General features: G+C 59.0%; 18 protein-coding genes and 1 pseudogene. 12 read left to right on the forward strand and 7 right to left on the reverse strand.

What is annotated here, in order from left to right; genetic code table 11:
• Position 1: 1 nt before the first annotated feature.
• Together PMI26_RS15020 and PMI26_RS15015 are read left to right on the forward strand one after the other, a co-directional pair.
• Positions 2-1,081 carry an ABC transporter ATP-binding protein gene (locus PMI26_RS15020; protein ID WP_007974792.1) on the forward strand — a complete coding sequence of 360 codons (1,080 nt, stop codon included), beginning with the start codon at positions 2-4 and terminating at the stop codon, positions 1,079-1,081.
• Between the two features lie 127 nt (positions 1,082-1,208).
• Positions 1,209-2,804, forward strand: a complete 1,596-nt coding sequence (locus tag PMI26_RS15015) for a GMC family oxidoreductase (protein ID WP_007974795.1) — start codon at positions 1,209-1,211, stop codon at positions 2,802-2,804.
• A gap of 59 nt (positions 2,805-2,863) precedes the next feature.
• Here PMI26_RS15015 and PMI26_RS32360 read toward each other — a convergent pair whose 3' ends face one another.
• From PMI26_RS32360 to hisD, 3 genes and pseudogenes are all read right to left on the reverse strand, one after another.
• Positions 2,864-3,679 (reverse strand): methyl-accepting chemotaxis protein, encoded by an 816-nt coding sequence (locus tag PMI26_RS32360; RefSeq protein WP_443200845.1) that lies wholly within the window; start codon positions 3,677-3,679, stop codon positions 2,864-2,866.
• A 42-nt stretch (positions 3,680-3,721) separates the two neighbouring features.
• Positions 3,722-4,978 (reverse strand): annotated as a pseudogene (locus PMI26_RS32365) (PDC sensor domain-containing protein); the annotation flags it as partial.
• 259 nt (positions 4,979-5,237) lie between these two features.
• Positions 5,238-6,521: a histidinol dehydrogenase gene (gene hisD, locus PMI26_RS15005; protein ID WP_007974800.1), complete on the reverse strand. Its 1,284-nt coding sequence runs from the start codon at positions 6,519-6,521 to the stop codon at positions 5,238-5,240.
• Between the two features lie 396 nt (positions 6,522-6,917).
• Here hisD and PMI26_RS15000 point away from each other — a divergent pair, with 396 nt between their 5' ends.
• Genes PMI26_RS15000 through PMI26_RS14990 form a run of 3 tightly spaced genes read left to right on the forward strand, consistent with a single transcriptional unit; the run spans position 6,918 to position 11,055 of the window.
• The gene (locus PMI26_RS15000) at positions 6,918-7,643 is read left to right on the forward strand and encodes a ThuA domain-containing protein (protein ID WP_007974802.1); all 726 of its coding nucleotides are present in this window, start codon (positions 6,918-6,920) and stop codon (positions 7,641-7,643) included.
• Positions 7,640-9,427, forward strand: coding sequence for a thiamine pyrophosphate-binding protein (locus PMI26_RS14995; RefSeq protein ID WP_007974804.1), 1,788 nt, complete (start codon positions 7,640-7,642; stop codon positions 9,425-9,427). Before PMI26_RS15000 ends, PMI26_RS14995 begins: the two co-directional genes overlap by 4 nt.
• A 17-nt stretch (positions 9,428-9,444) precedes the next feature.
• Entirely contained in the window at positions 9,445-11,055 is a 1,611-nt protein-coding gene (locus PMI26_RS14990) for an FAD-dependent oxidoreductase (protein ID WP_007974805.1), read from the forward strand.
• Between the two features lie 67 nt (positions 11,056-11,122).
• On the opposite strand, the gene PMI26_RS14985 is transcribed toward PMI26_RS14990, so the two are convergent.
• On the reverse strand, positions 11,123-12,217 hold the full coding sequence (locus PMI26_RS14985) for a LacI family DNA-binding transcriptional regulator (RefSeq protein WP_007974806.1): 1,095 nt from the start codon (positions 12,215-12,217) through the stop codon (positions 11,123-11,125).
• A gap of 61 nt (positions 12,218-12,278) precedes the next feature.
• Positions 12,279-13,406 (reverse strand): MFS transporter, encoded by a 1,128-nt coding sequence (locus PMI26_RS14980; protein ID WP_050549209.1) that lies wholly within the window; start codon positions 13,404-13,406, stop codon positions 12,279-12,281.
• A 301-nt stretch (positions 13,407-13,707) separates the two neighbouring features.
• Between PMI26_RS14980 and PMI26_RS14975 the strand changes: the two genes are divergently transcribed.
• From PMI26_RS14975 to PMI26_RS14955, 5 genes are all read left to right on the forward strand, one after another.
• Entirely contained in the window at positions 13,708-14,979 is a 1,272-nt protein-coding gene (locus PMI26_RS14975) for an MFS transporter (RefSeq protein ID WP_007974808.1), read from the forward strand.
• Between the two features lie 248 nt (positions 14,980-15,227).
• Positions 15,228-15,503, forward strand: coding sequence for a metal/formaldehyde-sensitive transcriptional repressor (locus PMI26_RS14970; RefSeq protein ID WP_007974809.1), 276 nt, complete (start codon positions 15,228-15,230; stop codon positions 15,501-15,503).
• Between the two features lie 19 nt (positions 15,504-15,522).
• Positions 15,523-16,446, forward strand: a complete 924-nt coding sequence (gene dmeF / locus PMI26_RS14965; RefSeq protein ID WP_007974810.1) for a CDF family Co(II)/Ni(II) efflux transporter DmeF — start codon at positions 15,523-15,525, stop codon at positions 16,444-16,446.
• Between the two features lie 39 nt (positions 16,447-16,485).
• Complete coding sequence (locus tag PMI26_RS14960) at positions 16,486-16,857, forward strand: hypothetical protein (protein ID WP_007974811.1); 372 nt, start codon at positions 16,486-16,488, stop codon at positions 16,855-16,857.
• A gap of 2 nt (positions 16,858-16,859) precedes the next feature.
• Positions 16,860-17,042, forward strand: a complete 183-nt coding sequence (locus PMI26_RS14955) for a DUF1289 domain-containing protein (RefSeq protein ID WP_007974813.1) — start codon at positions 16,860-16,862, stop codon at positions 17,040-17,042.
• Positions 17,043-17,050: 8 nt separating this feature from the next.
• Here the strand turns inward: PMI26_RS14955 and PMI26_RS14950 are convergent, their stop codons facing one another.
• Complete coding sequence (locus tag PMI26_RS14950; RefSeq protein WP_007974815.1) at positions 17,051-18,394, reverse strand: sensor histidine kinase; 1,344 nt, start codon at positions 18,392-18,394, stop codon at positions 17,051-17,053.
• On the reverse strand, positions 18,391-19,050 hold the full coding sequence (locus tag PMI26_RS14945; RefSeq protein ID WP_007974816.1) for a response regulator transcription factor: 660 nt from the start codon (positions 19,048-19,050) through the stop codon (positions 18,391-18,393). Before PMI26_RS14945 ends, PMI26_RS14950 begins: the two co-directional genes overlap by 4 nt.
• Positions 19,051-19,182: 132 nt before the next feature.
• Here PMI26_RS14945 and PMI26_RS14940 point away from each other — a divergent pair, with 132 nt between their 5' ends.
• Positions 19,183-19,506, forward strand: a complete 324-nt coding sequence (locus PMI26_RS14940; protein ID WP_007974818.1) for a PepSY domain-containing protein — start codon at positions 19,183-19,185, stop codon at positions 19,504-19,506.
• 92 nt (positions 19,507-19,598) lie between these two features.
• Positions 19,599-20,069, forward strand: coding sequence for a DUF2271 domain-containing protein (locus PMI26_RS14935; protein WP_007974819.1), 471 nt, complete (start codon positions 19,599-19,601; stop codon positions 20,067-20,069).

Raw genomic sequence — 20,069 nt, forward strand, 5'->3', positions numbered from 1 at the left:
CATGACCAACAGTATCGAACTGACCGGAATATCCAAGAGCTACGGCAATCTGACTGCCCTGGGCAAAGTCGACCTGACCGTAAAGCGCAACGAAATCCTGACTTTGCTGGGTCCCAGTGGCTGTGGCAAAACCACACTGATGCGCATCATCGCGGGCTTCGAAGAGCCGACCACCGGCAAAGTCGTGATCGACGGCAAGGACTCCACGGCGCTGGCGCCGGAACATCGCCCCGTCAACATGGTGTTTCAGAAGTACGCCCTGTTCCCGCATCTCGATGTCTTCGACAACGTGGCTTTCGGGTTGCGTCTGAAAAAGAAACCGCGGGACGAAATCAAGCGCGAAGTGACCAAGGCACTGGAGCTGGTGCAACTGGAAAACTTCAAGAATCGCTGGATCTCCGAGCTCAGTGGCGGCCAGGCACAACGCGTCGCCCTGGCTCGAGCCCTGGTCAACCGCCCCGCCGTGCTGTTGCTCGACGAGCCGCTGGCGGCACTGGACCTGAAGATTCGCCACCACATGCTCAACGAGATCAAACGGATCCACGAAGAGACCTCGACCACTTTCGTTTACGTCACCCATGACCAGGACGAAGCGATGATCCTCTCCGACCGGGTGGTGCTGCTGAACAAGGGTGGCATCGAGCAGATCGGTGGACCACAAGAGATGTACTGGTCGCCGCGCACGTTGTTCGCCGCGAAATTTTTCGGCGACACCAATATCGTCAACGGCACCTATGGACTGGGTGATACCAGCAGTGGTTATGTCGAGCTACCGTTCGGACGCTACGCACACACGGCCAAGAACAGCCTGAGTGCCGGACCGGTCAATGTCTCGATCCGTCCCGAAACCATCGGCCTTGAGCCTGCACTGGGCAACCCGCTGGCCAACGGGGCCTTTGCCGGGAAAGTCAAAGACACGTCGTTTATCGGCAACCGGGTCATTTACCGTGTCGCCGTAGCCGGCGGTACCCTCGACCTCAAATGCCAGCAGTTGCCCACCCCCGGCAGCCTCACGCTGCCGCCCGGGGCGGATGTCGCCCTGACCTGTAAACCGGACAGTTTCGTGGTGATACCTGCCTGAACAGCTTTCGGTTGAACGACGATCCCTGCGGCATTTCGCGCAGGGTCTGACAGTAGCCTCAACGCTGGATCAGCTCTTCACCAAGAGCCTGATCCGGCGTTTTTTTTGACCTGCACGGTGAACAATAATGGTCCAATATATCGTGGTCGGGGGTGGGTCAGCCGGATGCGTCATTGCCGCGCGCCTGAGCGAAGATACCCAAGCGTCAGTCGTGCTGCTGGAAGAAGGGCCGAGGGACACCCATCCGTTTATCCATCTCCCGGTGGGATTCTATAAAACCAGCCAGGGAAATCTGGTTGAACGCTACCCCTGGGAGCCCCCAGCCGGTTATATCGGCGCGCCGAATCCGACCATGGTGCAAGCCCGGGTGCTCGGCGGTGGGAGTTCAGTCAACGCCATGGTGTACTTGCGCGGGCAACCTGCCGACTACGACAGTTGGGCCGATGGCGGTGCCCGGGGTTGGGCCTACAAGGACGTACTACCGTTTTTCAAGAAATGCGAAAGCAATGACCGCTTCAGCAACGACGCCCATGGCACCGATGGCCCGCTCGGTGTCTGCGATCAACGATTTACCCATCCTTTGACCAAACTCTGGCTACAGGCCTGCCAGCAGGCAGGGTTGGCCTACAATGCCGATTTCAACTCCGGTGTGCAGGACGGTTGCGGGTTGTATCAAATCAATGCCCGCAACGGCTTGCGATCGAGCACCTCGGTCGCCTATTTGAAGCCGGCGCGCCGGCGCCCCAATCTGACGGTGAGAACCCACTGCCGGGTCTTGCGAATCCTGGTCGAGAACGGTCGCGCCACGGGCGTTGAGTACCTTGAGAAAAACCGTCGCCATGTCTTGAGGGCCGATCGTGAAGTGATTGTCAGTGCCGGGGCAATCAACACGCCAAAGTTGTTGATGCTGTCGGGTATCGGGCCGGCCAGTCACCTGCACGACAAAGGCGTCAAGGTAATCCATGACCTGCCAGGGGTCGGGCAGAATCTGCAGGACCACATCGAAGTGTCGCTGATCAATGAATTGCGTCGCCCATTGAGCTACGACAAGTACAAAAAACCTCACTGGAAGATCGCCGCCGGCTTGCAGTACGCATTGTTTCGGCAAGGCCCGGTAACCTCCAACGTGGTCGAAGGTGGCGCGTTCTGGCGTACTTCCCTGGCCGAAAATCGTGCGGACGCCCAGTACTGTTTCATGGCCGGGGCTGGGGTCGAGGACGGTGTAGGTTCCGTCCCTGGTGGCAACGGATGCACCTTGAATGTGTGTCAGACCCGCCCCCGTTCAAGCGGTTTCCTGCAACTGCACAGCGCAGATCCCATGGACTTGCCCCGCATCGAGCCCAACTACCTGACCGACCCGCTCGATGTGGAGTGCATGGCCCAGGCCACCGAGTTTGGTCGGCACATCATGTCCCAGGCCGCATTGGCCGGCCACATTCAGCGCGAGCATGTGCCCGCAGAACCGTTACGCACAGGTGATGACTATCGGCGATTCGTGCGCCGACACGCCCACGCTGCACTGCATCCGGTAGGCACCTGCAAGATGGGTACGGACGCCATGGCGGTGGTGAACAACGATCTGCGTGTACACGGGATCGATGGTCTGCGGATCGCCGACAACTCCATCGCGCCGAGCTTGTGCTCCAGCAACACCAATGCACTGGCAATCATGATCGGCGAAAAAGCGGCCGATCACATTCAGCGTGCTGATCAGTCTCTGTAGGAGCCCGGGCGCGATGGCGTCACCTTCGACGCCATCGCGCCCACCCTCTTGCCCGTGGGTCAGACCCGGAAGTTGTTCATCAGCACTTGCTGCTGGTTGGCAAAATCGTTCAGGGACTGGCTGATACGCGCCGATCGATCCGCGTGTTCCACCAAGGTGCCCGTTACATCCCTGATGGCCGAAATGTTACGGGTCACCTCTTCGGATACCGCACTTTGCTCTTCGGCAGCACTGGCGATTTGCAGGCTCATATCGCTGATAGTCTCGATGCAGCGACTGACATGGATCAGTGCGTGTACAGCCTCAAGCGCTTGCGCTGCACTGGTGTCGGCCTGGCGGTGCTGGCTCTGCATGGCGTTGACCACGTCGCGTGTTCCGCTCTGCAAACTTTCGATGACACCCTGAATCTCACTCACGGAGTCTTGGGTACGCTGGGCCAGATGACGAACCTCATCAGCGACTACCGCAAACCCCCTTCCCGTTTCCCCTGCTCTGGCTGCTTCAATCGCCGCATTCAACGCCAGCAAATTGGTTTGCTGGGCAATCGTGCGGATTACATCGAGGACGCTACCGACTTTCTCACTGCTGTCGCCAAGTTCGCGGACCGCCACCATTGCGCCGCTCATATGTGTCGCAAGCGAGTGGATGGACTGTGCAGCAGTCTCGATGGTGCCTTTGCAGGAGCGGGCAGCGACATCGCCATCGCACGCGGCAGTCGCCGCCATGGATGCATGTCGGGCCACTTCCTGCGAGGTCGCACTCATCTCGTGAGCGGCGCTCGCCACTTGCTCGACCTCTCGCAGCTGTTGTTGCATGCCGCAGCTGGTGCGCATTGCAATCGAAGACGCCTGGTCAGCCGTGGACCGGGTGTCCATTACGCTCTGACTGACCTGCGCGATAATCGGCTGCAGTTTATCGAGGAATCGATTGAACCAACCCGCCAGCACGCCCATTTCATCCCGTCGCTCAACGCTGAGTCGCCGGGTCAGATCGCCCTCGCCATTGGCGATGTTTTCCAGCATTTCGGATACGCGTCGAATAGGTCGGGTGATACTCGCCGCCAGTAAGCCCATCAGCAACGTACCGACCAGAGTGACGCCAATCCCTGCGATCACCTGCACGGTTACCGACTGCTGATTTGATTGATCCAGAACCTGCTGCAACGTCGCCACGGAGGCCATCAACGTGGCACGCGGCACTTCAATAACTGTCATCCAGTGGTTGGAATTGGGTATAGGGGAAAACGGAACAACGAGCATGATGCTCGGGTTGCCAGGTTCGTCTATGGCGAGGGTTTCGCCAGTTTTCGCCCCTTCGAGCATCTCGGCGGCCTGACTCGGATAGACGTCCTTGATGGACTTCCCCAACGATGCGAGGTCGCCACTTCGCCCCATGATGACGCCGGCGGCACTGACGAAGGTGAGTTTTCCTTGCCCCTCGAACAGTGAAGCACTGGCTTTCTGCGCGATGTTTTGCAGGCTACTCAACGCCAGGTCGATACTGACCACGCCGATGAACTTTCCACCGTCCATCAGAGGTATCGCAATGCTGGAGGTCAGTGTCGGCGCACCATTCAACAGGAAGGAATAGGGCTCGATCAAACAGGACTTGCGGGTTTTCTTCGGGCAATTCCACCAGGCCTTTCCCGGATCACCGTCATCCTGCATTTCCTTTTCTTCAAGGACGAAGTTCTGCATGGAGGAGACATACACCGCAAAACGACCCTTGGCATTGCCGGTGAACTCGGCTGCCTTGATGCTGATCGAGTCGGCGCCATCGAGCGCATTGGGCTCAAATGAGAGGCCTACGCCGAGTATCTCCGGTGTGGTTGCCACCTGCGCCCGAATCAGTCGATACAGATCACCCCGCAGTTGCCCGGCAGCCCATCCATTTTGTCGGGCCTGCCGGCGCATCATGACGACCTGGGTGGCCAGGGAGCGGGCAAACATCATGCTGCTGAAGAACCGCTGCTCAATCCCATTGGCCTGCAGGTGCCCTGTCGCCTCAAGGTACTGCATGGATGCCAGTGACAACGAGTTCGTGCCGGATTCCCTGACCACCGTCGACGTGTCGCGCATCTGCTGAATGGAAAAGCCCACCAGGCAGAGCACCATGACAAACAGGCAACTCCCGGCGGCCAGTGTTATTTTTGTTTTGATCGACAAGGTTCCCATCGCATCGCCTCACTAAAATTCAGCCTGGAACAACAAGTTTTTTTGTGGCAACTAAAAAAAAAGCCCCCCAATCGGGGAGCCTGAAAACACTTGGAAAAGCGGTAAGAGTGACCAGCAGTACCGAGAAACGACCCTTTCTCCCGCTACCCGCTTGCCAAGTGCTGCAACTAACCAGGCGGCCTGGTGAGATCCGCCGGTTCGATGTTCAAAAAAGAGCGCTGTCACGCCGACAAACGTTGCGCTCTATAAACGGGAGAAATCAGACAGCCTGCTTGTAACGGCGAATGCGGATATCCGCCTGTTCCTTGTGCCCGGCAAAACCTTCCATGCCGCACAGGCGGGAGCAGTACTCGCCGACCAGCACAGAGGCTTCATCAGTCAGGACACGCTGATAGGTGCAGGTCTTGATGAACTTGCCAACCCACAGGCCGCCGGTGTAACGCGCAGTCCCGGTGGTCGGCAATGTGTGGTTGGTGCCGATCACCTTGTCGCCGTAAGAGACATTGGTGCGCTGCCCGAGGAACAGCGCGCCGTAGTTGGTCATATGCTCCAGGAAGTACAACGGGTCTCGGGTCATGACCTGGACGTGTTCGGAGGCAATGCGGTCGGCTTCCTGGACCAGTTCATCCACGGTGTCGCACAGGATGATCTCGCCATAGTCACGCCAGGCGACGGAGGCGACGGGTGCGGTCGACAGAATGGCCAGCTGGCGCTCGATTTCCGCCGGCAGGGTTTCTGCCAGTTCGGCGCTGTTGGTCAAAAACACCGCTGGCGAGTTGACGCCGTGTTCGGCCTGGCCCAGCAAGTCTGCGGCAATGATTTCTACGTCGGAACTGTCATCGGCTATCACCAGTGTTTCGGTCGGGCCGGCAATCAAGTCGATGCCGATTTTGCCGAACAGCTGGCGCTTGGCTTCGGCGACAAATGCGTTGCCAGGCCCGACGATCATATCGACCGGCTTGAAGTCATCGGTCCCCAACGCCAGGGCAGCAATGGCCTGAACGCCGCCGACACAATAGATTTCATCGGCGCCGGCGAGGTACATGGCCGTCACGATGGCCGGATGAGGCTTGCCGTCGAATGGCGGCGCGGCTGCAACCACACGCTTCACGCCGGCGACTTTAGCCGTCAGGACACTCATGTGTGCCGATGCCAGCAACGGATATTTGCCTCCGGGAATGTAGCAGCCCACCGAGTTCACCGGAATGTTGCGATGCCCAAGGATCACACCCGGGAGGGTTTCGACTTCGACATCGTGCATCGAGGCTTTCTGTACCTCGGCAAACCGACGGACCTGTGCCTGCGCAAACTTGATGTCGCTGATTTCCTGTTCCGAAAGACTGGCAACGCACGCGGCAATTTCTTCGTCGGTCAGGCGGAAGGTCGCAGGCTCCCACTTATCAAATTTCTTCGAATACTCCCGAACGGCTGCATCGCCGTTCTTGGCGACATTGGCAATGATCTGCTCGACCGTATCGCGCACTTGCAAAGCGATTTCGGCTTGGGCTTCGACGGGCTTACTTTTTTTCAGATAACGAATCATCAATATGCTCCAGGTGGTTCTTGATGCACGCAACATGCACTCAGCATTGGCAAACATCTTTTCTCACCCCCCTGCTCCGGGCAATTTCGCAGCCGCCTTATTGCTGACGCGATCTGACGCAGCACAGACGCAAAGTTGAAGCACTCCTGACAGCCCCGCCCCTCTGCCACGGGCAATCACACTTATTCGTATAACCTTTTATTCTCAAAAACGACGTGTACAAAACTGTTCTGCAGCCTGTAGCAATGCACGCTGTCTAGACGCCACTCCTATTCTACTGGGTCATTTCATTAAAAATCCGATCAAGGCATTGACAGTACGGTTTTGAGTGATAGCTTAAATAAGCGGTTATACGTATAACCTAACAATCACACCCAACCTAAGAGGTGACCAACCGTGAGTCGAGTCTTGTATCTATACGGTGGCTGGCCCGGCCATTTCCCCTATGAAATAGCCGGATGGGCCCGGACCGTTTTCCAGGAGCTGGATTTCAACGTTGAAGAGTCGACAGACATCTTCACATTGGACAGGGATTTGACCGGTTATGACCTGATCGTGATCGGCTGGAACAACGCGGTCACCACTGAAACGCTGACCGCCTCGCAGGAAAATCGCCTGCTCGAAGCGATCGAAAGCGGCACCGGCCTGGTGGGTTGGCACGGTGCGGGGGCGGCCTTTCGCGCAAGCCTCAAGTACCACTGGGTACTGGGTGGTTCCTTTCTCGAGCATCCGATGGGCGAAGGCTTTCCCCATCCGTACCAGGTCAACGTCATCGACCGCACCCACGAAGTCACTCAAGGCGTCGAGGATTTCGAGGTGCGTTCCGAGCAGTACTACATGCAGGTCGACCCGAACATCCATGTGCTCGCCGAAACCACCTTCGACGGCAACCCGTTCCCGTGGATCAAGGGCCATCGCAGCCCGGTTGCCTGGGTTCGCCAGTGGGGCCAGGGGCGCGTGTTCTATCACTCGATCGGACACGACACCAGCAACCTCGCCGACCCGAATATCCGCCGCCTGACCAAGCAGGGCCTGAACTGGGCAACGCGCGGGCGTGCTGAAAGTCAAGGCAAAAACACTGCATCCACCCCGCTTTCATCAACCCAAGGAGTCCTGTCATGAGCAAATTGACCGGCAGCCAGATCGTGGCACAAACCCTGAAAAACTACGGCGTCGAGTATGTCGCCGGTATTCCCGGCCACGGCATCTGGACACTTACCGACGCCTTCCTCGAAGAAGACTCGAAACTCAAGTTCATCCAGGTCTTCCACGAACAGAGCGCCGTGCATCTGGCAGATGGTTACTACCGCGTGGCCGGAAAACCGATGGCTGCGGTCACCTCCATCGGCGCCGGGGCCGCCAACACCGTGATCGGCATGGCCACCGCGTTCACCGACTCCACCAGCCTGATGCTGATCACTGGCGGGCCACCCACGCACATGCGTGGCCACGGTCTGCTGCAGGAGCTGGAACGCTACACCGACAACGACTTCCCTAAAATCGCCGAAGCCGTGACCAAGCGGCACTGGGTCGCGACGCGCGTTGAAGAGTTGCCGTTCATGATGCATCGGGCCTGGAGCTCGATGGTCACCGGTCGCCCAGGTCCGGTCCATCTGGAAATCCCGATGGACGTCCAGGCCGAGGCCGCCGAAGTGACCCTCCACGCCCTGGAAGAGCGTACGCCGATCGGCAAATGCTTCCCGGATCCGGCGGCCACTGCTCGCGCCGTTGAAGAATTGCAATCCTGCAAGCGCCCGGTGCTGGTCATCGGTGGCGGTGTCATCACGGGTGAAGCCAGCGCCGAAGTGCTCGCCTTGGCCGAGACCTGGAAAATTCCGGTGGTCACCACCTGGAACGGCAAAAGCGGCTTCCCGGAAGACCACCCCTTGTTCGCCGGCAGCGTCGGCCAGACCGGCACGATGTGCGGCAACAAAGTAGCCTCGACGGCCGATGTGATCATCGCCGTAGGTTGCCGTTTCACCGACTGGTCGTCGTCCAGTTATGCCAAGGGCGTGACCTTCGCCATTCCGCCGTCGAAGTTGATCCACATCGACATCGACCCGCACGAAATCGGCAAGAACTACCCCGTTACGGTCGGAATCTGTGCCGACGCCAAGCACGCGCTGGCCCATATCGTTGAGGGTCTGAAAGGCCAGACTGTCGATCGCGAAGAGTACCTCAGCGATCTGCGCGGCTATCAGGACGAATGGGAAACCAAGCTCGCCGGTCGTCGTGACTCCGACCGCTTCCCGTTCACCTCGCAACGTCCATTGGGCGCGCTGCGCAAGATTTTCCCGCGGGACACCATCGTGGTGGTCGGCTCCGGCAACACCCAGGGCGCGGTCAAGCAGACCTTCCCGGTCTACACCCCTCGCACCCACCTGACCTCCGGCGGGTTCTCCTCCATGGGTTGGGCCGTGCCTGCCGCCATCGGTGCCAAACTGGCTGCGCCGAACCAGCCGGTGGTCTGCATTCTGGGCGACGGTGACTTCCTGATGACGTCGCAGGAAATTGCGATCTGCGTGACCAACAATATTCCGGTCGTGTTCATGATCCAGAACAACGCCGGGTACATGTCGATTCGCGGTGGCCAGCGCAAGCAAACCAGCCGCCATATCGGCACCGAGTTCAACCATCCGGACGGCACGCCCTATAGCCCGGACTTCAAAGCGGTGGGCGAAGCCTTTGGCCTGAAGTCCTATCGTGTGGAGCGCCCGGAAGACCTCGAGCCGATCCTGCAGGAAGCCCTGGACTTGAACGCGCCGGTGTTGATCGAAATCCCGACTGACCGCGACGCGGCTGGCCCTTGGGTACCGGGTTGGTGGGACTTCCCGATTCCCGAGTACATCACTGACGAACGTCAGGACGAGTACTGGGAAATCCGGAACTCCGAACAACACCTATAAGAACTGGAGCGGCTCAAATGAGTGATGCATTGATTTCGCATCATGCAGAGCTGAATCCACAATCGGGGGCGTCGCGCGAACCGCGCGCCCTCGACGTGGTGACACCTGATGCTGATGGCAATATCAATTGTGATGTGGTGATTATCGGCTCGGGCATGGGTGGTTCGACCTTTGCCCATGCGCTGCGAGATAGCGGGCTGGACGTTGTGATCGTCGAGCGCGGTGATTTTCTGCCACGAGAAATACAGAACTGGAGCACCGAATCGGTCTTCGGGCAAGGCCGTTATCGCAATGCCGAGCAATGGCTGGACGAGTCAAACCAACCCTTTTCGCCCGGCGTATTTTATTACGTCGGCGGAAACACCAAATTCTATGGCGCGATGCTGCCGCGGTTTCGCGAAGAAGACTTTGCCGAAATCCAGCACGCCGAAGGCGTCTCTCCGGCCTGGCCGATCAGCTATGCGGATCTGGAACCCTGGTACGCCGAGGCGGAAAAACTCTACCGGGTACATGGCCAGGCAGGCGTCGATCCCAGCGAGCCCTGGCGCTCAGGCCCCTACCCACAACCTGCGCTCAAACATGACCCTGCCCTGGCTTCCCTGGAGCAGAGCATGCGCCGGTCCGGGCTCAAGCCTTTCGTGATGCCTGCGGCCGTGGACTATGGCAATGGCGGTGGCTGCGTACTGTGCTCAACGTGCGACGGTTACCCTTGCCTGCTGGATGCCAAGGCTGACGCCGAGGTTTGCGCATTAAGGCCGGCCTTGCGCAGTGCAACCGTCAGGCTGTTGACCCGCACCACGATCCAGCAACTGAAAACTGCAGCAGACGGGCGGACAGTCACTCAAGCCCACGGCCTGATCGATGGTCGCGCAGTGACGCTGCGTGCCAAGCGCTTCGTGCTGGCCTGCGGGGCGGTAAACAGCGCCGCGCTGTTGCTCAAGTCGGCAAACGAACAGCACCCCGAAGGCCTGGGCAACAGTTCAGGGCAAGTGGGTCGCAACTACATGGTGCACAACAGCACGTTCATGCTGGCGATCGACCCTCGACGCAAAAACAAGGTGATCTTCCAGAAGACCCTGGCCATCAACGACTGGTACAGCGCCGGTGCGAACAACTCGTTCCCCTTGGGTAACGTGCAGATGCTGGGAAAAATCCGCGAACCCATGATCACCTCCATGCGTCCGTGGCTGCCGAAGTTCGCCTCGCGCTACATCACCGATCACAGCGTCGACCTGTACCTGACATCGGAGGACCTGCCAACCCGGGAAAACCGGGTCACGTATGACGCGCAACGCGGTGCGATCAAGGTCCATTGGAAACCCAATAACCTGAAAGCCCATGAAGGCCTGGTGACCAGGACCAGCCAGGTCATGCGGGCGGCAGGCTACCCGCTGATCCTGAAAGCACGCATGGGCATTGCCACCAACTCGCATCAATGCGGTACGGCAGTCATGGGCAAGGACCCGGCGTCGAGCGTGCTGGACCTCAATTGCAAGATGCATGACCTGGACAATGTCTGGGTGGTCGACAGTTCTTTCTTCCCGTCATCGGCCGCGGTCAATCCGGCGCTCACCATCGCCGCCAACGCCCTGCGGGTCGCGGCGAACTTCAAGCAACTGGCGCAATGAATGGCATGACATGAAGCCAAAGGCTGCGGTCGCGCTGGGTCACCGCAGCCTTGTTCATCGATTGGCGTTAAACGTCCTGCACCTTGAGCGTCGAACTGCGCACGATCAATTTGGTGGCGAATATCTTCTGTTCAGGTTCCAGCGGAGTATCGGCTGGTGCATTCAACTGCTCGGTCAAAAGCCTTGCCGCGTAGACACCTTTCTCGACGATGGGTTGGCCAATGGTGGTCAGGCCCAGTTGCACCGCCTCGGGAATATCGTCGAAGCCAATCACCGAAAGGGTTTGTGGAACCTCGCGATTGAGCGCGTGGGCGGTTTTCATGCAAGCGATCGCCATGACGTCCGAACAAGCCACCACCGCCGTGACGTCGCTGGACGTCAGCAAGGTAAAGGCAGCGGTTTGCCCGGACGTCGAGTCAAGCCCGCCGGCCTCTATGATGCTCAAATCCTCGAATGCCAGGCCGGCTGCACTTGCCTCTTCCACGTAGCCGGTCAGCCGCTCCCTGACGATACGCTCACTTGCACTCTTGAACCGGTGCCGGTCGATGGGGCCGCGGTATCCGTCCGGGTTAAGACGGTCAATGATGACCCCTATCTTGCGATGGCCCAGATCCAGCAAGTGACGCATCTGCGCACGTGCGGCACCCCGGTCATCAATCCCGACAAAAAAAGAACCTTCCACCAACGGCGAATCGATCACCACAAACGGAATGTTCTGTTTCACCACGGCCAGCACGGCCGGGTGGTCATCGGGCAGGGTCGAGATAATCAAGCCATCGACCAACCCGCGCAGCGCAAGGCTGCCGTGATTCGCTGCCGGTGTCCGGCCGACAAACCGGTTGTTGTTGAGCGGGAACAACGTCAGCGCGACGTTCTCCAGTTCCCCTACCTCGCTGATCCCTCGCAGCAGGGCAACAGTGCAAGGGTCGGCGAACGCCAGGGACAACTTGTCCATCATCATCAACCCGATCGCCCCGATCTTGCCTGATCGAAGGCTACGCCCAAGCACATTGGGTCCCGGGTAACCCAGTGACGCCGCTACGGCAAGGATATGCTCACGCTGGGCCTCGGACAGTTTGGATGGGCGATTGTAAGCGTAAGACACCGCGGGCTGGGACACCCCCGCCGCCAGTGCTACATCTTTCATTGAAACGGATGCCATCGCTTGCTTCCCAACCTTTTTGAAACCTCGTGAGAGGTCAGTGAAAAAAAACGCCATGCACTCAGTGTAACCGTTGAGGTGAAACCTTCGGAACCAGTCGAGTGGCACTGAAAATGATCGCGATCATCAACGCGGCAACAGCGAGCAACGCCAAGGGCAGGCTGCTTGCATGGGCGACGAAGCCAATGGCTGCCGGCCCCATCAAAATGCCGAGGTAGCCCAGACTGGTCGCGGCGGCAATGGCCAGCTCACCAGGCATCGTCTTTTGGGCACCTGCCAGCGACAGGTAAACCGGAGCGATGTTGGCCAGACCTGTGCCAATCACCGCAAACCCCACGAGGTTCAACAGCCAGTCATTCGCCAACACCACCATCGCGAATCCCAACATGACCACGAGCCCGCCGCCAATGAGCACCACCCGTGGCCCCAGTTTCAGCAGTATCCGGTCACCGTTCAATCGGCCCAGCGCCATCATCACCGCAAACATTGCGTAACCCAGCCCGGCCAGGGAATGCTGGACGCCTCGCTCGTCAGCCAGGAACACCGCGCTCCAGTCGAGAATCGCGCCCTCCGCAAGGAAGGCGAACAGACAAAGCATACCCAGCAGTAAAACCTTTCGGGTAGGCCTGACAAATATCGGGCTGCCTTCGTCACCGCTGCGCCCCAACAACTGTCGGCCATGCGTCAGGACGAAGGCAACCAGGGACGCCATGACCGCACTGCTTGCCATCAACGGCGTGGCGCCCAGCCACAACAAGGCGGTGATACCGGCAGCACTGACAATTGCGCCGAGGCTGAACAGCCCATGGAAGCCGGACATCAGTGAGCGTCCCGTCGCGCGTTCCACCATCACGCCCTGAACATTCATCGTCACGTCGACCGACCCGCACCCTGCCCCGAAAACGGTCAGGGCGAACATCAAACCGGCAAAGGAATGAGTCGTCGCCAACAAGGGCAAGGTCAGCAACACCAGCGCAATACCCACGTGCATCGTAAAACGACACCCCCTGCGCGCATTGAGAATCCCCGCCAGCGGCATCATCACCAGCGAACCCAAGCCAAGGCACAGCAACAGCAGCCCCAGGGCCGCGTCGTCGATCCCCGCTCGCGTGCGGGCATAAGGTACCAACGGAGCCCAGGCGCCCATGCATAACCCCGACAACAGGAACGTCGATCGATAGGCCAGCATATGAGGTGTAGCGCACGGCAGTAGCAATTCCTGAGATGACACGGAAACCCCTGTGCTCGGATCAATTTGAGTTATACGTATAACCCATAATAACCCGTTCGGCCACAGGATCCGTTCAAAACCAACAGCCTCGTCACACATAACCACATGCTATACGTCGCCTGAATTGAGAATAGCCACGAAAAAGTTGACATCGATCTTGCCACCAATGTTATTTTTGAACGGAGTTATACGTATAACTCCTGCTCTACTCAGCTTTTGCATGAACACCCAACAAAAACAACAGGGACAATGCAGCGTGATGAATAACGTTCAAAAAACACCGATCCCCAAACGCATCCGCAAGGCGCGTATCGCGACGTTCCTCGGATTCATGATGATCGGCGCCATGATGTACATCTGGTCAACCGGGGTGAGTGTCTTCAGGACGCAACTGGGCTTTACCGGTGAACTGGGTGATGCGAACTTCGGCCTGATCGCACTCGGGGTCGGCGTCGGCTCAGCGGCGGGAGCGCTGCTGGTAGGCCGCCTGCTGGACACCTTCGGTGCTAAACCGGTAATCACCGTGTGCGCCCTCGCCTACCCCCTGTCCATTATCCCGCTGGGTTTCGTCAGCGGTTTCTGGTTTGCGATGTGTTTTGGCGTTGTACTGGGCTTGCTGCGCGGCGCCTTGGATACCGCGTTGAATGCCCATGGCGTTCAAGTTGAGCGGTTTTACCAGCGCTCGATCATGTCCGGCTTCCATGCGTTCTATTCGCTGGGTGGTTTTCTGCTCGGGATGGCGTGCAGTTGGCTGACGGGTTTCTACACCGACAGCGTAAAAGTGCCATTTACCGTGCTGGGCATCGCCATGCTGATTGTCGGCTGTATTTTCAGCCGGTGGCTGCTGGGCAAGCATGACGTTCCCGACGCATCATCCGGCGCCTGGCAAACAGACGCTCAGTCCGCTGATGAAATCGGCAAGGGTCCATCGACCAGAACGCTACTGGTGATGATTGCACTCGGCGCTCTGCTGCTGGGCAGCATGATGGGTGAAAACGCGATTGCCGACTGGGGCCAGGAGTACATTCGCCGCGAGTTCTCAACATCGACTTCCACCGCGGGCATGGCGGTGTCGATATTCGTCGGTGCGGCTTTCATCGGGCGCCTGTTCGGCGACCGTCTGGCGGCGACCTTTGGTAACGCTCAAGTGGTTTTCGCATGCGGGACGGTCTGTGTCCTCGGCATGACCCTCACCATCGTCGGCGGCACGGCCGTTACCGGCATCCTCGGCTTCGCTCTGTTCGGCCTCGGACTTTCGTGCATCGCGCCACTGATGATTTCCGCCGCCGGACGCCGGGACCCGCAACATGCAGGCCGCAACATCGGCATCGTCAATTGCATTGGCTTCTCGGGCATGCTCGTGGGACCCGCCGCCATCACTGTGATCGTCAGCCATTTCGGTCTGGATTCGCTGATGTTTTTCCCGTTGATCATGCTGGGCCTGCTAGCCACATTTGGACCACTGCTGATGAGAGCGCCAAAAATCGACAAGCGCGTAAAACAGTCCGTCGTCAACAACACCAGCGCCTAGATCATCGGCGAACTGCTCGCGATACGCAGTGCCAGGCCTTCATAGGCATCGAGGGTGATGGTGAATTCGCCCTCGACCCGTTCGTTGATGGATCAATCTCGTCAGCGTTTGCGAGTCGATGCGTGGCTGGGGGTATGGGAGGTACTGTTAATGCACATGGCCCAAGAACTCGCGCAAAAAATGTAGTGCATAGGTATAGGGGGTATGCCTATCATGCGCAAAGCATAGGTAGAGGGGGTATCCATCCAATGGGCCATATCGCAGCAAACAAAGACGATCTTCTCAAGCGTGTAAAACGCATCGCCGGACAAATCCAGGCCGTTGAGCGCGCATTGGAATCGGATCTCGATTGCGCCAGGACACTGCACCTTGTGGCCGCCACTCGCGGCGCCATCAACGGCTTGATGGAAGAAATCATCGAGGACCACGCGCGTGAACATGTCGCGAACCCTGCGTTGAGCGAAGCAGAGCGCAACAAGGGCGTCGAAGAGTTGCTTGAAGCCATTCGCCGTTACTCCAAGTGAACGCATCCAGGTAGACATTATGAGCAGCCCCCACATCAACTACAGGCACGACCACGTGTTCCTTGGCCCGGCGCACGACGAAAATGCCAGGCGCACGCTTTGGGTAGTGGCATTGACCCTTGTGATGATGGTTGGCGAGATCACCGCCGGGTACATCACGAGCTCGATGGCGCTACTGGCCGATGGCTTTCACATGGCAACCCATGCCGGCGCATTGGGCATCGCGGCGGCCGCTTACGGATTCGCAAAGCGCCATGCCTACAGCCAGCGCTACAGTTTCGGTACCGGAAAGGTTGGAGACTTGGGCGGGTTCGCCTCGGCGCTGATCCTCGGCATGGTCGCCCTGGGCATTGGCGTCGAGTCTGTCATGCGCCTCTTGCAGCCAACAGAGGTTCAGTTCGGCACCGCGACGCTCATTGCGATTGCCGGCTTGATCGTCAACGTCGTCAGTGCGCTGCTGCTGGGACACGGACACAGTCATGGACACGATCATGAGGATCACGGCCATGCCCACGCCCATCACGGCAACGACAACAACCTGAAATCCGCCTACGTCCACGTCATCGCAGACGCGCTGACTTCGGTTCTGGCCATTGTTGCACTGCTCGCTGGCCGGTATCTGGGCTGGGTATGGCTGGACCCGGTGATCGGCATCGTCGGCGCCATCGTCATCGCGCGTTGGGCCTGGACCTTGATGGGGGTCACCGCTGGTGTGCTGCTCGATCAGACCGATGCGCACGTTGCCGAGGAAATACGCGAACTAGTCGAGAAACCGGGGGATGCCACCATCACGGACTTGCACGTGTGGCGAGTCGGGCCGCAAGCTCATGCGGCCATCGTCAGCGTCCTTGGCGAAGCCACGGCGAGCGCCGACAGCATTCGTGAACGTCTCAAGCCGGTGCACGAGGTCAGCCACCTGACGGTCGAGTTTCGACCGGCCTGATCCCGCACCTCCCCACTCTTGTCTCCAAAGGAACCCCTGATGCCACCAGGCAAACGTGAACTGGCGCGGATCGAACGCCGGTTGATCACCACGCTCACCGATGCGTGCGAAACAGCAAAAGGTGAAATCAAAGGCTTTACCTGGCTCACCCACACCGCTGACCTGAATGCATTGGCTGAAACCCTGAAGGTCATCTGGGTGTTCGAAACCCTGGCTGACAGGAAACTCGCCCAGGTTGACGCGAAGGCGCGCATCCTTGAGTTGACGGCCATCGCGCTGCGTGAGGCCAATATCGACCTGACCCCTTCAGACCGCAATGTCCGCTTCGACTCTGAGCAAGAGTGCCAACGTACTCACGGTGGCGACTGGAAACGTCGCCTGGCTCAATCACGGGTGGCCAAAGGTGACTGACAATGGCTAAGGAAATCGAAAACCCGTGCATTGCCGTTTGCCAGCTCAGTGGTGATCTGTGTGTCAGTTGCGGGCGAAGCAAGGAAGACATCAGAAAGTGGAAACGCATGAAGCGGCCTGAAAAAATGGCCGCTGTGCAACGGGCGAATGTGCGCTTGAAAGGGCTCAGGAAAGCACAGGGTTAATCACTTCCTCACCATTCAACAGTCGATGCAAGCGGTAACCAGACGCACACTTCGAATCCGTCCCGTCGACCTGTTGCAGGTGAGATCAATTTCATTCTCGCGTTGACCCCCAGCACAATGGTTTTGGCAATCGCCAACCCCAGCCCTGACCCGCTGATTTCACTGTTTCCCCGCACAAAGCGCTCGGTGAGCCTCTGCAACACAGGCTCAGGCACCGGCGGGCCACCATTGACCACCCGCAGCAGCGCCTGGTCCGTGAGGCTGACTTCGACCGGTTGATCCGCGGTGCCATACTTGAGCGCATTCTCGATCAGGTTGCGCAACAGGATTGCAAAAGCGTCCGGATCAATCGTCGAGTACAGGCTCGTCTGGGTTGGCAGGTGCAACTCGATTCGGTGCCCACCGCTGTGGTTCCATTCATCGACCACATGCGCCAACAACGGAATGAGATCCTGGGGCCTTTCGGACAACAGCCCACCCCCCTCGGCCTTGGCCAGTTGCATGAGTTTTTCCGAGAGCCGCGTCAGTTCGCGCAACGCGTTTTCAATTTTAGCTGCGCGTAACCGCAACGGGCCTTCGGGCGCTTCGTGACGCAAACGCTGGATCTGCGCCAGGGTCGCGGCCAGTGGTGTGCGCAGTTCATGGGCGCTGTTGGCGGTAAAGCTGCGCTCGGTCTCCAAGGCCTTGCGCAAACGCTCCAGCAGGTGGTTGACCGCTTCGGCCAACGGATTGATTTCGGCCGGCAGGCGGGCCACCTGGATCGGCGACAGATCCCCCACGCCCCGAGCCTCCACTGCACGGCGATAGGCCAATACACTGCGCAGGCTGATGCGCACAAACATCCAGGTGCCAAACAGGCTGATGGGAATCAACGCCAATAACGGCAACAACAAGGCAAGCAACGCTTCGCGTGCCGCTTCACGGCGATGCTCAAGCGGTTCGGCAATTTCGATAAACACCGTTTGACGCAGCGCGCTGGCGGCGTACAGGCGGTATTTTTTAGTGGTTGAAAAGCCTTCGGCCGGTTGTTGGTTGAAGATCTTCGGGTTGGCGTCGTGGGACTGCATCAGGATTTGGCCCTTGGCATCGCGCACCAGATACGTCAGGTATTCCTTGTGCATTTTCAGGGTGGCGACATGCTGTGCCTCACGGGGATTTTCCCGATTGCTGATTTCCAGCACCGCCAGGGGCAGGATGCGCTGCGCGGTCTCCTCCAGCGCACTGTCGAACGCCTCGTTCAATTCATGTTGCACCACCAGCCAGGCACCGACGGTTGCCGCCAGCCACAGTAAGGTCGTGCCCAAGGTCAATCCCAGGCCGAGACGTTTTTGCAGGCTTGACGACGGCTTCATGCGCACACCAACCGGTAGCCCATGCCCCGCACGGTTTCTATCAGGTCGCGCCCGAGCTTTTTACGCAGACGGCTGATATAGACTTCGATGGTATTGCTCTCGATTTCGGCGCCGAAGGCATATAGCCGCTCTTCCAGCTGCGACTTGGACAGCAGCGCGCTGGGGCGCTGCACAAATGCCTCGAACAGCGCCCATTCGCGCGCCGTGAGGTCCACCGTCGCGCCAGCCCGCTGCACTGTGCGTGCACTCATGTCGACCTGCAGATCACCGAGCTTGATCTGTGGATTGGGATTGCCGCTGTAACGCCGGGCCACCGCCGCCACACGGGCCGAGAGCTCAAACAGGTCGAACGGTTTGACCAGGTAGTCGTCGGCACCGGCGTTGAGGCCAGCGATACGATCGGAAATCTGATCCTGGGCAGTCAGGATAATCACCGGGGTCACGTCCCCTGCCGAGCGTTGCTGACGCAAAAAATCCAGCCCGCGACCGTCCGGGAGCATCAGATCCAGCAGGATCAGGTCGTAAGGCGTGGTGCGTACGCTGTTGCGCGCATGGTCCAGGCGCTGCACCCAATCGACCGCGTGGCCGTCATCGGCGATCTGCTCGCGCACCGCCTCCCCCAAGCCTGGTGCGTCCTCGACCAATAAAACCCGCATCTGGCCCCTCCTGTGATGGTTGTCGTGCAGCACCTTAATCGCCTTACCTGACGTGAATCTGAAGATTCAGCTGGTTGTCAGGAATGCACCTTAGGGTATGCCTCAGACGCCGACCTCGACGGGAGACAGATCATGAAATCAGTTTTTATTGCCAATGCCACGCTGTTGAGCCTGCTGCTCAGCGGTTACGCCCTGGCCGATGACGACTGCAGCGACCCGGTGAGCGACTGGCAACCGCGCGACACCTTGCGTCAGCAGGTAGAGCGACAGTATGGCTGGAGCGTGCAGCGCATCAAGGTCGACGACGGTTGTTATGAGCTCAAGGGGTTGGACCGCAAAGGCAATGCCATCGAAGCCAGCTATTCACCGGCATCACTGCGCCTGCACACACTCGAGATCCATTTCCGGGACGACGGCGATGCCAGGGATTACCTCGGCAGCCCGCTCACCGAATGACACCCCGCCTGTCGATGAGTTTTTCCTGCGCTTCAGGTTGCTGTCAGCAAGCAAGTCCAGGCTCTCGACCTAACGATCAAAAGGACACCGCCATGAAAAAGATCATCACAGCAACTTGCCTCGCAGGGGCCATTGCCCTGCCGGGACTGGCCCAGGCCCGTGAGGTGACCTTGACCACACAGCTCAAGGACTACGGCGGCAATGATGCCTATCTGGCGATCTACGTCACCGACGCCAATGGCCAATACCAGAAAACCCTCTGGGTGGCCGGCAAGAAGGCCAAATATTACAAACACCTGGGCGACTGGGTTCGTGGCAGCGGGATGAACCCGAGCGAGTTTGACGGCGTCAGCGGCGCCAGTGTCGGCAGTGGGCGCACGCTCAAAGTCAGCGTCGAACTGGCAGACACCCTGATTGATGCCGGGTATCAGATCCGTATCGACAGCGCCGTCGAGGACAAACGTGACGCCCGCGCCGATGTCAGCGTGCCCCTGACGTCCAAGGGCGCAGGCAAGCCGGCAACCGGCAGTACCTACGTCGACTCCTTTACTTACGATTTGTAG

Origin of the sequence: Pseudomonas sp. GM33 (genome assembly GCF_000282295.1) — a bacterium.
In the GTDB taxonomy this organism is placed as follows: Bacteria; Pseudomonadota; Gammaproteobacteria; order Pseudomonadales; family Pseudomonadaceae; genus Aquipseudomonas; species Aquipseudomonas laurylsulfatiphila.